Here is a 13,419-nt window from a genome sequence, read left to right on the forward strand (position 1 = left end):
GAATTATTGTCTCACGCAGGAGAATAGGAACAAAGTCCTTTATTTGCACTATCTAGGAATTTATTCCATTGACTTTTCGGGATTTTTGCTATCTAGCTCATAATGAGGGAAGCTCTCGATTGCTGCCTTCCTCGCCGCCACCGTCACATCGCCGTAATCGTCACCCGCCGTCTTGCTGGCATGACCTTGAATGGCGTCAAGGACGCGGCCAGAAATTTGCAGTTCCGTTCCGACCGTCTTGAACCGATGCCGCCACGCATGGTTGGGGCTTAGACCATCGGGGATCAATTCGAGGGATTGAAGCCACTGACTTACTCGGCCGGCGACGGTGCGCGCCGCCGTAATTTGTTCCTTGTCACCGGAATGGAAAAGAGCACCGTCAGGTGCGGCTTCGACAAAGCTCATGAAGCCCATATCAATTACTTGCGAATGCAGCGGCACGTCCCTGTATCCGCCAGCCTTCACAGTGCCGGCAGCAGGCGTGATACGCATGACCGGCGTTTCGCCTTCCATACGGAAGTCTTGTTTCCGAAGCTGAGTAATCTCAGCGATGCGCGCGCCCGAGAAGGCACACAAGATTGGTGACCATCTCTTTGCGGCCGTTGTATGCGGCGATTCGGTAGTGCGGGGATTATCCGTCCGGGTAGGAACATAGTCGCGAGCCTTGCGGAGGATCGCGACAGCTTCAGGCAGAGTGAAACCCTTTTCGCGATCGCGCGACTTTTTCGGCACTTCTTGCCGAACTTTTTCGGCCACGTTCGATTCCAGGCGGTCATTACCGACCGCCCATGACAGGACTGTGCGCACAGATGCAAGATACACGTCGCCAACCGTCTTAGCGCTCAACGTCTTCAGACGCTCATCGCGCCAATCAATGAGGTTCTGTTTAGTCAGGCGTCTCGCGTCGTTGTGCCTAATGAATTTGGCGAGGTCCGCGAAGACGGGCGTCCAGCGCCTTTCAGCTTCCCTGCCCTTTCCTACTGCTTTGCGACTAGTGATATAATCGATCAGCAATCCCTTCAGCGGGACAGGCGGGAGGTCGTCGGCGGCTGGTTCGGCGTTTGCCAGCAACGGGTGCTTCGGCGTGCCGCTGAAATCCCCTTCGTTGCGCTCATCCTGCCGCAGCAAAGACTCATAGGTCGAGACACACAGACCTTGCGCTATGGTCCTCCATTCCGAAGTGCCTTTTGTCGCGTTATGGTGGCCGCGCATTCGAAACTTCTCGACACGCGCACCAACCAACTCCTCTAGCTCATCATCGGAAAGCAAGCCGGCGAAGCCATCACGGAATCGGTGAGCCTCGTCATAGTCGACGCCCGCCAACGCATAACGTCGATCATTCGCGCGAAGCTCCGCGTCAAATTCGATTTGTGAAAGGTAGTCCCGGCTGGCGATCTGCGGAACGGTGAGCGGATATCTGCCGATCTCGACACGATGGCCGCTCGCCTTTGCCGCAGCGCGTTCCGCAATCGCTATACGGTGCTGAAGGACAGCAACGGCACCGGGGAGCTTAGACAAGGCGGTGCGGCGGTCTGCCCCAAGAGGGGTGCGCAATTCGGTCTTGCGCTCCAGAAACGGTCGAAGGTCTTTAGGAACGACCAACCGGGCGTAATAGCGACCGTCCCGAAAAAGCAGATACCGATTACGTCCAGCCACGAAACACTCGCCCCGTTTGTTACGAACTTTGTAACAAGATAATGGACGCAAGGCCTTGCGTGTCAAGGGGTTGAGCAATTTCAATGGGATAGGCTGGTGCTGCGAGAGAGGATTGAACTCTCGACCTCTCCCTTACCAAGGGAGTGCTCTACCACTGAGCTACCGCAGCCGCTGATGGCGGGGCTTCTGCCATATCGAACCGGCAAGCGCAAGGCCGGGTGCAAGGCATATGTTGAAAGCCGGGACTGGAGATTTCCCGGACATGGCGGCGCCACAATGTTGGCTATCCCTGATTGGCGGGCTGGCGCATCGGCCCGAAGAATCGGAATCGATTTTCGGAAAGCCCGATGCGTAGATACAAAGTGTTAGAGCGTACGTAGTGCGCGGCGGACGCATGTCGCTCTAATCGCTAGCCGGGACGGGACCATGAACGACACGACAACTCCACCTGATAAGAGCGGTCCACCTGACAAGAACGGTCCACCTGACAAGGCCGACCGCAAGAGCCGGCTCGCCGCGCAATTGCGCGCCAATCTGCAGAAGCGCAAGGCGCAGTCGCGCTCGCGGCGCACTGGGGACGCCGACAAGCGGCGCACTGGGGACGCCGACAAGCGGCCGGACGGGCTCGGCGCGTTAAGGGAAACGCAAAAGGATTGACCTATATCAACAGGCTGGGTCCAGGGTGGGGAATCCTGTTTCTTGAACCAAGCCGGCCAATGGTCTAGACGGGCCGCAACAGACTCAACCGATTGAAAACCGGCCTTTCGGCCGAGGGGACCCTCTTCAAATGGATCGCATCAGAATTGTCGGCGGCAACAAGCTTGCCGGAAGAATTCCGATCTCGGGCGCGAAAAATGCCGCGCTGCCGCTGATGATCGCCTCGCTGCTCACCGACGACACGCTGACCCTGGAAAATGTGCCGCACCTTGCCGACGTCGAGCAGCTTATCCGCATCCTCGGCAATCATGGCGTCGACTATTCGGTCAACGGCCGCCGCGAAAAGCAGCAGGAGGGCTATTCGCGCACCATCAATTTCTCCGCCCGCAACATCGTCGACACCACGGCACCCTACGAGCTGGTCTCGAAGATGCGCGCATCTTTCTGGGTGATCGGCCCGCTGCTTGCTCGCATGGGCGAGGCCAAGGTGTCGCTGCCCGGCGGCTGCGCCATCGGCACGCGCCCGGTCGATCTTTTCCTGGAAGGCCTTCAGGTGCTGGGCGCCGATATCGACGTCGACACCGGCTATGTCATCGCCAAGACCAGGAACGGCCGCCTTGTCGGCAACCGCTACGTCTTCCCGAAAGTATCGGTCGGCGCCACCCACGTGCTGATGATGGCCGCGTCGTTGGCCAAGGGCGAGACGGTGCTCGAAAACGCCGCCCGCGAGCCCGAGATCGTCAACCTTGCCGATTGCCTCAACGCCATGGGCGCGAAGATTTCCGGCGCCGGCACCGCGACCATCACCATCGACGGCGTCGAAGCGCTTTCGGGCGCCCGCGTCAGGGTGATACCCGACCGCATCGAGACCGGCACCTATGCGATGGCCGTCGCCATGACCGGCGGTGACGTCGTGCTCGAAGGCGCACGCGCCGACCTGCTGCAGACCGCGCTCGACGTGATTTCGCAGACGGGTGCGGAAATCACGCAGACCAATTCCGGCATCCGCGTGCGGCGCAACGGCGCCGGCATTGCGCCGGTCGACGTGGCGACGGCACCGTTCCCGGCGTTCCCGACCGATTTGCAGGCGCAGTTCATGGGCCTGATGACCATGGCCAAGGGCAAGTCGCGGATCACGGAGACAATCTTCGAAAACCGCTTCATGCACGTCCAGGAGCTCGCCCGGCTCGGCGCCCACATCACGCTTTCCGGCCAGACGGCGATCGTCGACGGCGTCTCGAAGCTGAAGGGCGCCCCGGTCATGGCGACCGATCTTCGCGCTTCGGTGTCGCTGGTCATCGCCGGCCTGGCGGCCGAGGGCGAGACCACGGTCAACCGGGTCTATCATCTCGACCGCGGCTTCGAGCGGCTGGAGGAAAAGCTGTCCGGCTGCGGCGCAGTAATCGAGCGGATCTCGGCTTAACCGAAATCGGCAGGACCCTAGGGCTAAACGGGGAGAAGGGGCTGGCCACAACCTCGGCTCCGTTTCTGCAACTCTGGAGATTGGCGAAATCCTGTGCCAAGGCGTCCTTGTCCCCTTCACTATACGGGGAGACGTGCCCGGTAGGGCGATGAGGGCAGCGCAAACCTGAAGCGATTGGCGCGGTTGCACGGATCGCCAAGACCGGCTGTTTTGTTGCCTGGAGCATGATCTTTTCCAAAAACCGGTTTCCACTTTCTGGGATCATGCTCTAACAGGAGGTTGAATAGTCAACTTTCAGGTACGAAATCCGCATGGCTCTCAAGCTTGTCGCGCTCGACGATCAGGATCTGAGCATCGTCTCGGCCCATGTCCAGGACGCCGTGCTGAAGGTCGGCGACCTCGAATACATGCCGGCCCTCAAGCGCTTCGTGATGACCATGAACCGCTTCGTCTGGGAGGCGAAATCCGGTTTCTTCCGCCAGCACAATGAGCGGCGGCAAAGCGTGCTGCATTTCGACCGCGTGCTCGGCGCCAAGACCAGCGGCATTGCCCGCGACAAGCCCGATGAGGTGCTGTCGCTGCTGGCGATCAGCTTCCTCGCCCTCGACAAGCCTGCCGGCATTGTCGAGCTGATCTTTTCAGGCGGCGGCGCGATCATGCTCGATGTCGAATGCATCGAGGCGCGGCTCGCCGACATCGGCGGCGCCTGGGAAGCGACCTCGCGCCCCTTCCACAGAGCCTGAGCAGCGCAAGATGGCCATCACCCTTCGCCAGTCCGATGCCGATTTCGAGCAGCGTTTTGCCGCGTTCCTTTTGACCAAGCGGGAGGTCTCGGCGGACGTCGACGCGGTGGTGCGCGAGATCATCGCACGAGTGCGCGCCGAGGGCGACGCGGCGCTGGTCGACTACACGCAAAAATTCGGCGGCGGCGACCTGACCAAGCTCGGCATTGCCGTCTCCAAGGATGACATTGCCAAGGCGTACGATGCGGCGGATCCGCAGACGGTCGAAGCGCTGAAATTCGCGCGCGAGCGCATCCGCGCCCATCACCAGCGGCAACTGCCGCAGGATGACCGCTATACGGACGCCGCCGGCGTCGAGCTCGGCTCGCGCTGGACGCCGATCGAGGCGGTCGGGCTCTATGTGCCCGGCGGCACGGCGAGCTATCCGAGCTCGGTGCTGATGAACGCCATTCCAGCCAAGGTCGCCGGCGTCGAGCGCATTGCCATGGTTGTGCCTGCCTCAGGCGGCGAGGTGCCGCCGCTGGTGCTGGTGGCGGCCGATCTTGCCGGCATCTCCGAGATCTACCGTGTCGGCGGCGCACAGGCGATCGCCGCGCTCGCTTATGGCACCCAAACGATAAAGCCGGTCGCCAAGATCGTCGGACCCGGCAACGCCTATGTCGCCGCGGCCAAGCGCCAGGTGTTCGGCACCGTCGGCATCGACATGATCGCCGGGCCTTCGGAAGTGCTCGTCGTTGCCGACGGCAGCAACGATCCGGACTGGATCGCGGCCGACCTGCTTGCCCAGGCCGAGCACGACGTGTCGGCGCAGTCGATCCTGATCACCGACGATCCTGCCTTTGGCGCGGCGGTCGAACGGGCGGTCGAACGCCAGTTGAAAAGCCTGCCTCGCGCCGCGACGGCGGCGGCGAGCTGGCGCGACTTCGGCGCCGTCATCCTCGTTCCCCGAATCGAGGCAGCGCTGCCGCTGGTCGACCGCATCGCGGCCGAACATGTCGAGCTTGCCATCGATGAGCCGGAAGCCTTCCTGGCGCGGATGCGCAATGCCGGCGCCGTGTTTCTCGGCCGCCATACGCCGGAAGCCATCGGCGACTATGTCGCCGGCTCCAACCACGTGCTGCCGACGGCGCGCTCGGCGCGCTTCTCGTCCGGACTTTCGGTGCTCGATTTCGTCAAGCGCACCTCGATCCTGAAGCTCGGGCCGGAGCAGTTGCGGGCGCTGGCGCCGGCGGCCATCACGCTGGCCAAGGCGGAAGGCCTCGACGCGCATGGACGCTCCGTCACTATCCGGCTGAACATGTAGACTGACATGTCGGACTACGATCGAACCCATGCCAGGCTGATCGATGTCGAACTCGACGAGTCGATCGGCCGTTCGACGCCCGATGTCGAGCATGAGCGGGCGGTGGCGATCTTCGACCTGATCGAGGAGAACCGCTTCCAGCCGGTCAATGACGACGGCGCTGGGCCCTACCGGCTAAAGCTGTCGCTGGCCGAATCCCGCCTGGTCTTCGCGGTAACGCGCGAGGACGGCGCGACCGTGGTCACCCATATCCTGTCGCTGACGCCGCTCAGGCGCATCGTCAAGGATTATTATATGATCTGCGAAAGCTATTACGACGCCATCCGCACCTCGACGCCCAGCCAGATCGAGGCGATCGACATGGGCCGGCGCGGCCTGCACAATGAGGGCTCGCAGACGTTGATGGACCGGCTGGCCGGCAAGATCGACATCGATTTCGACACGGCGCGACGGCTGTTCACGCTGGTCTGCGTGCTGCACTGGCGAGGCTGAACTGCCAGCCCCTCTGCCCCGCGCGATCCTGCCCCGCTCGATCCTGTTTGTCTGCGGCATGAACGCCGTGCGCTCGCCGATGGCCGAGATGCTGGCGCGCAAGGCGCTGCCGACGACCACTTTCGTGGCATCGGCCGGGGTGCGCGGCGGCGAACGCGACCCGTTCGTCGACGCCGTGCTGGCCGAGGACGGGCTTTCGCTGGGTGGGCGACACCCGAGAACGCTGGACGACCTCGAGGACGACTATTTCGACCTGATCGTCACGCTGTCGCCGGAGGCGCATCACACCGCGCTCGAGCTTACCCGCTCGCTTGCCGTCGACGTCGAATACTGGCCGATGCCGGACCCCACCGACGTGGGCGGCACGCGTGAGCAGATCATGGCCGCCTATCGCGAGGTGCGCGAACGGCTGAAGGCGCGGATATCCAGCCGTTTTCTGGCGCCGGAAGCAAAAAACGGCGCTGATTAAGCATGTTCACAAGCGCGCGATTATCATATAGGTTCCGCCCAAATTCCGGCTGGAGTCGGATGATTTCAGGTCTGTTCGACCTGAAGTCTGAATCCGCCTCTAAAGAAGTAGAGCATGATGTCGTCCGAAAACCGCTTCACACTTTTCGGCATCATGTTCTAGGCGCTGGGAATCCCATCCAAGCAAAGGTATCGAATGCCGAAGGAAGAAGTCCTCGAGTTTCCGGGTGTCGTCACGGAATTGTTGCCCAACGCGATGTTCAGGGTGAAGCTTGAAAACGAACACGAAATCATCGCCCACACGGCCGGCCGCATGCGCAAGAACCGCATCCGCGTGCTGACCGGCGACAAGGTCCTGGTCGAGATGACACCCTACGACCTGACCAAGGGCCGCATCACCTACCGTTTCAAGTAAGATCGCCAGAGTTCGGCCGGGATCGCGATGAGCATTTTGCAGAAGCTCGTGCTTGCCTCGGGTTCGCCGCGCCGGATCGAACTCTTGCAGCAGGCCGGGATCGAGCCGGACCGCGTGCTGCCGGCCGGTGTCGACGAGACGCCGCTGCGCGCCGAACATCCGCGCTCGCTGGCCAAGCGCCTGTCGAAGGACAAGGCCGAGAAGGCGCTGGCCTCGCTGCAGAGCGAAGAGGACTATGCGCCCAGCTTCGTGTTGGCCGCCGACACGGTGGTCGCCGTCGGCCGGCGTATTCTGCCCAAGGCCGAAACATTCGACGACGTCGCCAATTGCCTCGGGCTGCTGTCCGGCCGTTCGCACCGGGTCTATTCCGGCATCTGCCTGATCACGCCGGGCGGCAAGCTGCGCCAGCGGCTGGTCGAGACCAGGGTGCGTTTCAAGCGGCTGCCGCGCGCCGAGATCGACGCTTATGTTGCCTCGGGAGAATGGCGCGGCAAGGCCGGCGGCTATGCCGTGCAGGGGCTGGCCGGCGCCTTCGTCGTCAAGCTTGTCGGCTCCTACACCAATGTCGTCGGGCTGCCGCTCTATGAGACGGTGGCGCTGCTGACCGGCGAAGGGTTCAAGGTGCACGCCAACTGGCAGTCGGTTCGGCCATGAATTTCGGGGCAACCATGAACTCGGGGCAACCATGAGCCCGGACGACAAGGTCACGCCGCTGCGCCCCAAGCGGCCCTGCCCCGAATGCGGCAAGCCATCGGCACGCGAGACCTATCCATTCTGCTCGGCGCGCTGCAAGGACATCGACCTTAACCGCTGGCTCAAGGGCGCCTACGTCATTCCGGCCCGCGACGATGAGGAAGAAACGGACGGCGATCCTCCCAAATGAAGCCGTTCGGGAGCAGTCCGCCGGTCTCGACCGCGCCCGATGAATCGGCCTGTCGAGCAACTCCTCGTTTCCCGCTTGAAATCAACGCTTAAGCGCTGGACAGCCCGGATTCCCGTGCTATAACCCACGCGCTTTCAAAGGGCGCCTGCGGTGCCTTCATGAAATCCGGTGTGCAGACTGCCCGCGTGCCGGAACAGGCCCAGATAGCTCAGTTGGTAGAGCAGCGGACTGAAAATCCGCGTGTCGGTGGTTCGAATCCGCCTCTGGGCACCATTCCATTCCGGTCCGTTCCGGACACATAGGTTACGGTTTATACCGGAGACATCGGTAACACTTTTGGCCCGAAGGGTTTTTTTGCGGGATACTTGGTTGCAGCAACGGCCGGTGTTCATGTCGCGCCATGTTGCAAACGGGTACCGTTGATTTCCATGGGTTTCCTGTCGCCGGCTGCTTCGAATGCGCCGGAGCAGACTAAACCGAGCTTCACCGGAACGCTCCGAAGATGAGCGCAGTAGCGGAACGATAGGCTATCGCGCGCGGAGCAAGCGCTTGAACATAACAGTGGCTGCGCCCCCGCACCCCACTGATAGAGGAACTGCGACACCCCGTTTCGCACGACATCAGGGAACCATGTCGGCCCCCATGTGTTAGGAAATCCATGGACACGATGGAACCCCGGGGCCACGGGATAGCGGCCGATATTTTGACATCCGAAGTTGCCAATGCCAGGCAGCGCATCCACCGGACCGAACTCGCGCTTCAACGCACTGAAGAAATGCTGGCCGAGAATCTCGCGCTGCGCAGCAGGATGCGAATTGCGGTCGAGGCCGCAGACCGCTTGGTAAAAATCGATTCCCCCAGCTTTGAAGGACGTAGCGCGGGTTGAATTGCGCCGGCGTTTCATTCGTCGCGACCTTGGGTCCAGTGGCGCGACCACTCGCTCCAGAACTGTTCCAGCCACATCGACCGTCTGGGCTCCATGCTCGCGAACAGGCGGAACCAACGGCGACCACAAGCGGTTTACCAACCGAAGGGACCGCAATGGATTCGGAATCATGGAACTGTTGGATATGGAACTGGCGAAAGCCCGACAGCGGCTTAACCGGGCGGAGCGCTCCCTCGAGCGTGCGAACGAGATGCTGGATGAAGACTGCGGTGTCGGTATCAATATCGCGCTGTGCAGCAGAATACGGGCCGCGCAACGGCGCGTCATCGAGGCGAGATCGCGGCTGACGAAGATCGATCCCGAAAGCACGGACACAGTTCGCACGGGTCACGCAGCGGTCCCGCCAGGCTGACTGCCACGATAGGACTGCCTGATCATCTCGACTTGGACGGCCGACCAGAACGCGCCGAGCTGCCTGCTCGTATTCAGAGACCCCAAGACGGGTCAGAGGATTGAGCAGCGCCAACGTGACCTGGTCGCGATAGCTTTCAGCATGTCGATCAGTTGTCTTCGCCAGCATCTTGCCGGCCACATCGCGGACTTTGCCAACCCGGTTCACAACGCAACCCGCTATGACAAGCTCGCGAGTCAACTTCCTCGCTATGGTCCAACTTGCCTTAATCCGACTGTGGCTACGCGCCTATGAGTTACGACCTAATATCGGACCATTCCTGCATCAACGTTGATCGTCTGGCCCGTCATCCAGCGCGCATCGTCCGAGGCAAGAAATGACACAACGTCCGCAATATGCTCGGGCTGTCCCTTGCCTTTTACGGCTTGCAGCATCTCGACGAAACCGAACGCCTCGTTGTGCGGGCTTACCTTGACGCCGTCGCTCTCGATCAGACCAGGCGTCACCGCATTGGCGGTGATGCCATATTTGCCAAGTTCGGTGGCCAGCGCCCTGGTGAAGCCGATGACGCCGCCCTTGGCCGCGACATAGGCCGCCATGTTCGGCGTGCCGGCAAAGAAGGTGTTCGATGCGATGCTGATCACCCGTCCGGCCTTGCCCGCCGCACGCATCTGGTCAGTGCCTGCGCGGCTGACGATGAAGGTACCGGTCAGGTTGACGTCGATAATTTGGCGCCAATGGTCGAGATCGACATCGTCCCAGGCAATGAAGGGCACAATGCTTGCGTTGTTGACGAGAATATCGATGCCCCCGGTCAGGGCCTGGATTTCGGCGAACAGTGCCTTCACCGATGACGGGTCGGAAATGTCGGCCGCGATCGCCCTCGCCTTTCCGCCTATAGTCGCGGCCGCGCTCTTGGCGCCTTCGGCATTGATGTCGCTGAGGATGACGGTTGCCCCGTCGGCGGCAAGCCGCGCTGCGATGGCCTTGCCGATACCCTGCGCGGCGCCCGTAACCAGCGCCGTCTTTCCTGCGAGCCGCTCAGTCATGAAAATGCTCCCTCGTTCCGTGATCTGCTGATGTCTGTTCACGCGTCGGCGTCGATAACGGCCAGCGCCGCGTCGATGCCTTTGCCGACCGCGAGTTTCTGGCCTAAGGCGTTCATCGCGCCGCCAAGTGCCGTCAGCGCCGCGATCGCATAGATCGGCTGGGCGGTTGGACCCATGTGGCCGATGCGTGTCAGCTTTCCCAATGTTTCGCCGCGCCCTGACGAAAAAACCACGCCATAGCGGGCACGCACGGCCTGGCGAAGCGCCTTTTCGTCGATGCCTTCGGGCGTGCGCACGGCAGTCGTGGTCGGCGACGCGATGCTGTCGCTGGCAGGCCAGATCGACAGGCCCATCGCGGCGACTCCCGCGCGCATGGCCTTGGCAGTGAGCGCATGGCGCGCCCACACCGCCTCCGGTCCCTCATTGAGATAGAGGTCGAGCGCGACATCGAGACCGTTGATCTCCGAGACCGACGGCGTGAATGGAAACGGCGCGTCCCTCGACCACGCATGCTCCCAGTCGACGATGCTGAGCATCGACGCGCGTGGTGCTGCCTCGTTGGCTTTCATCTTGGCCCAGGCCCGCTCGCTGATACCCATCATCGTGAGGCCGGGCGGCGCGCCCAGGCATTTGTTCGGGCCGGTGACGTAGATATCGGCACTGCAATCCTGCGGATGCGTCTTCATGCCGCCAAAGGACGAGACGGCATCGACGATGAGATAGCCGCCATGCGCTGATACCAGCGCACCGATCTCGTCGATCGGATTGATGGTGCCGGACGGCGTGTCGTGGTGGCAGACGGAAACGACGGTGATTTCGGGATGCGCTTTCAGCATTGCCTCAACCGCCTGCGGATCGATCGCCTCATTGTAGGGCACCTCGATCTCGATGAGATGTGGCGAATAGCGCTTCGCCCAATAGCCAAACCCCTTGCCGTAGACCCCGGACGCCAGGTTGAGCACAACATCGTTGGGAGCGATAAGCGAGGCTGCGGCGGCTTCGAGGCCCAGCACCGGCTCGCCATGCAGGATGACCGGTTTGTTCGACAGGCGCATCGCCTTCTGCGCCTTGTCGACCACCTTCTCGTAGAAAAGCTGGAACGCGGGGTCGTAATCGTAGAGCACCGTGCGACCGAGGCCGCGCAGCACTTCGGCATAGGCGTTCACCGGCCCCGCGGTCAACGTGATGACCGGATCGGCGTGTTCGAGATAGCGCATCATGTTGTCTCCCGATTGACGGCGATCAGCCGTAGAATTGCGTGCCTGTCCTGTAGGTTTTGAAATTCTCCATGTCGTGCGAGTACATCAGCTCGGCGCCATGGTCCTCGGCCAACTTCTTCACCTTGCGCATCGAATTGACGCCTGCGACGGGGTCGATGTGAAAGGCCGCCTGGCACAGGGTTTCGAGGCTTTTCTGCGTATATGCCGCATCGATCGTGAACATTATCGGCTTGCGCCTAGGGAACTCGACCAGCAGGCTGTAGTGGCCGATCGAGTGACCCGGCGTCGAGATCAGCCGGACGCCCTTGGCAAGGTCGACGTCGCCATCGACGCCTTCGAAGGTCGAATTCGCCCGCGTCGTTCCCGGAAGCAATTGTGCTGTCACGCCACGGGCTTCGGCGGCCTCCGCCGAAAAGCTCAGATCGGAGTAGCCGAGATGCTCGAAAGGTTCGGGATTGCAGGCTTGCGGCACCTCGGTCCGGTGGCAGATCTTCTTGGCATGCGGAAAATACTTGTTGCCGCCGCAATGGTCGAAATGGAAATGCGAGTTGACGACGACGTCGATGTCCTTCGGTTCAAGGCCAAGCAGCGCCAGCGCGCCGGGAATGGTCTGGTGCTTTTCCTGGATCGGCTTTTCGAACGGCAGCACCTTCATCACGTGGTCGTAGTCGTAGCCGGTGTCGATCAGAAACCGACCCTCGGCATGTTCGATCAGGATCGAATAGACGGGGAAGCGCACTTCGCCGCCAGGACCCCGGTTCCAGAACACATGATATCCATCAAGGACGAGCGAGCCGCCGTCGAGCAGGTAGACCTTGGTATCCGACATTCTTTCCTCCTATTTGGCGCGGGTCCCGTCCGCGCATGAAATCGTGGTCAGCGCGCACCGCGCTCGTATGGAATGCCAAGCGCAGCCGGCAGGCTGGCGCGCCGGCCAAACAGCACCAGCATGATCATCACGGCCAGGAACGGCAGCATCTGGATGATGTCGGTCGGTATGTTGATTCCGGCGACCTGCATGGCCGTCGTCAGCGACAGGCACACGCCAAACAGCAACGCGCCGAACAGCACCCAGATCGGGCGACCGCGCGCCAGCATGGCCAGCACGATGCCGAGAAAGCCTGCACCATTGGTGATGAAAGGAATGAACAGCCCGGCCCCGACGTCAGCGAGATAGGCGCCGCCGAGCCCGGCCAGCGCTCCGGTGGTCAACACGGCGACAGTACGGGTCCGCACGACGTCGATGCCGGCGACATCGAGCGCGGCCGGCTTGTCGCCCGCCGCCTGCAGGTTGAGCCCCAACTGCGTGCGCCGGTAGACATAAGCCATGCCGAAAACCAGTGCGACCGCGAGATACACGATCAGATGATGTTGAAAGAATGCTGGCCCGATCACCGGGATCTTTGAAAGCAGTGGAATGACGGTTGCATCCGCCGCCGGCAGGCGCGGGTAGCTGCGTGAAAACTGGAAGTGGTGGAGCAGTGCCGTCAGCCCTTCCAGCCCCAGGGTCAACGCGATGCCGATGACGATCTGGTTCAGCCCGATGCGCACGCAAAGCAGCGCCATGACAAGCGCTACCGCGCCGCCGCCGGCGGCACCGGTGAGAAAGCCCAGCCACAGCGAGCCCGAATAGAAGGCGCCGACGAAGCCTAGATAGGCGCCGGCCAGCATCATCCCTTCTATGCCGATATTGAGCACACCCGCCTTCTCGGAGATCTGCTCGCCAAGCCCGGCAAGCAGCAGCGGGATCGCAGCGGTGACGGCGCCGAACAGCAGCGCGCTGAGGAAGACTTCGTTGAAGAGTCCGGTCAT

General features: G+C 62.0%; 16 protein-coding genes, 2 tRNA genes and 1 pseudogene. 12 read left to right on the forward strand and 7 right to left on the reverse strand.

The features are described from left to right. Positions 1–60: 60 nt before the first annotated feature. Together ABID19_RS06085 and ABID19_RS06090 are read right to left on the reverse strand one after the other, a co-directional pair. A complete protein-coding gene (locus ABID19_RS06085; RefSeq protein ID WP_354488846.1) occupies positions 61–1,656 on the reverse strand; it encodes a tyrosine-type recombinase/integrase in 1,596 nt (531 codons plus the stop codon). 94 nt (positions 1,657–1,750) lie between these two features. Then, positions 1,751–1,825, reverse strand: a tRNA-Thr gene (locus ABID19_RS06090). 257 nt (positions 1,826–2,082) lie between these two features. On the opposite strand from ABID19_RS06090, the gene ABID19_RS06095 reads away from it, so the two are divergent. The 12 genes from ABID19_RS06095 to ABID19_RS06150 all read left to right on the forward strand — a co-directional run bounded on the left by ABID19_RS06095 (position 2,083) and on the right by ABID19_RS06150 (position 9,338). Further along, positions 2,083–2,313 (forward strand): hypothetical protein, encoded by a 231-nt coding sequence (locus ABID19_RS06095; protein ID WP_354488847.1) that lies wholly within the window; start codon positions 2,083–2,085, stop codon positions 2,311–2,313. Positions 2,314–2,443: 130 nt separating this feature from the next. After that, complete coding sequence (murA, locus tag ABID19_RS06100) at positions 2,444–3,736, forward strand: UDP-N-acetylglucosamine 1-carboxyvinyltransferase (RefSeq protein ID WP_354488848.1); 1,293 nt, start codon at positions 2,444–2,446, stop codon at positions 3,734–3,736. Between the two features lie 311 nt (positions 3,737–4,047). Beyond that, complete coding sequence (locus tag ABID19_RS06105) at positions 4,048–4,479, forward strand: DUF2948 family protein (RefSeq protein WP_352937310.1); 432 nt, start codon at positions 4,048–4,050, stop codon at positions 4,477–4,479. Positions 4,480–4,489: 10 nt separating this feature from the next. Continuing rightward, positions 4,490–5,782: a histidinol dehydrogenase gene (gene hisD, locus ABID19_RS06110; protein ID WP_354488849.1), complete on the forward strand. Its 1,293-nt coding sequence runs from the start codon at positions 4,490–4,492 to the stop codon at positions 5,780–5,782. 6 nt (positions 5,783–5,788) lie between these two features. Continuing rightward, entirely contained in the window at positions 5,789–6,274 is a 486-nt protein-coding gene (locus ABID19_RS06115) for a UPF0262 family protein (RefSeq protein ID WP_354488851.1), read from the forward strand. 1 nt (position 6,275) lies between these two features. Next, positions 6,276–6,743, forward strand: a complete 468-nt coding sequence (locus ABID19_RS06120; protein WP_354489478.1) for an arsenate-mycothiol transferase ArsC — start codon at positions 6,276–6,278, stop codon at positions 6,741–6,743. Positions 6,744–6,938: 195 nt separating this feature from the next. Continuing rightward, the gene (gene infA / locus ABID19_RS06125) at positions 6,939–7,157 is read left to right on the forward strand and encodes a translation initiation factor IF-1 (RefSeq protein WP_006200926.1); all 219 of its coding nucleotides are present in this window, start codon (positions 6,939–6,941) and stop codon (positions 7,155–7,157) included. 27 nt (positions 7,158–7,184) lie between these two features. After that, the gene (locus ABID19_RS06130; protein ID WP_352937314.1) at positions 7,185–7,811 is read left to right on the forward strand and encodes a Maf-like protein; all 627 of its coding nucleotides are present in this window, start codon (positions 7,185–7,187) and stop codon (positions 7,809–7,811) included. Between the two features lie 31 nt (positions 7,812–7,842). After that, the gene (gene yacG, locus ABID19_RS06135) at positions 7,843–8,040 is read left to right on the forward strand and encodes a DNA gyrase inhibitor YacG (RefSeq protein WP_352937315.1); all 198 of its coding nucleotides are present in this window, start codon (positions 7,843–7,845) and stop codon (positions 8,038–8,040) included. A 197-nt stretch (positions 8,041–8,237) separates the two neighbouring features. Beyond that, a tRNA-Phe gene (locus ABID19_RS06140) sits at positions 8,238–8,313 on the forward strand. 385 nt (positions 8,314–8,698) lie between these two features. Further along, entirely contained in the window at positions 8,699–8,926 is a 228-nt protein-coding gene (locus tag ABID19_RS06145) for a hypothetical protein (protein ID WP_354488853.1), read from the forward strand. A 169-nt stretch (positions 8,927–9,095) separates the two neighbouring features. Next, positions 9,096–9,338 (forward strand): hypothetical protein, encoded by a 243-nt coding sequence (locus ABID19_RS06150; RefSeq protein WP_354488855.1) that lies wholly within the window; start codon positions 9,096–9,098, stop codon positions 9,336–9,338. Between the two features lie 117 nt (positions 9,339–9,455). Here the strand turns inward: ABID19_RS06150 and ABID19_RS06155 are convergent. The 5 genes and pseudogenes from ABID19_RS06155 to ABID19_RS06175 form a co-directional block, all read right to left on the reverse strand. After that, positions 9,456–9,506 (reverse strand): annotated as a pseudogene (locus tag ABID19_RS06155) (hypothetical protein); the annotation flags it as partial. A gap of 134 nt (positions 9,507–9,640) precedes the next feature. Further along, positions 9,641–10,387, reverse strand: a complete 747-nt coding sequence (gene pldH / locus ABID19_RS06160; RefSeq protein ID WP_354488857.1) for a pyridoxal 4-dehydrogenase, SDR-type — start codon at positions 10,385–10,387, stop codon at positions 9,641–9,643. Positions 10,388–10,425: 38 nt separating this feature from the next. Next, positions 10,426–11,604, reverse strand: coding sequence for a pyridoxamine--pyruvate transaminase (ppaT, locus tag ABID19_RS06165; protein WP_354489480.1), 1,179 nt, complete (start codon positions 11,602–11,604; stop codon positions 10,426–10,428). 25 nt (positions 11,605–11,629) lie between these two features. Beyond that, the gene (gene pldA / locus ABID19_RS06170) at positions 11,630–12,436 is read right to left on the reverse strand and encodes a 4-pyridoxolactonase (protein WP_354488859.1); all 807 of its coding nucleotides are present in this window, start codon (positions 12,434–12,436) and stop codon (positions 11,630–11,632) included. 47 nt (positions 12,437–12,483) lie between these two features. Further along, positions 12,484–13,419 (reverse strand): putative B6 ABC transporter permease subunit 1, encoded by a 936-nt coding sequence (locus ABID19_RS06175; protein WP_354488861.1) that lies wholly within the window; start codon positions 13,417–13,419, stop codon positions 12,484–12,486.

It is taken from the genome of Mesorhizobium robiniae (genome assembly GCF_040545535.1).
Taxonomy (GTDB): Bacteria; Pseudomonadota; Alphaproteobacteria; order Rhizobiales; family Rhizobiaceae; genus Mesorhizobium; species Mesorhizobium robiniae.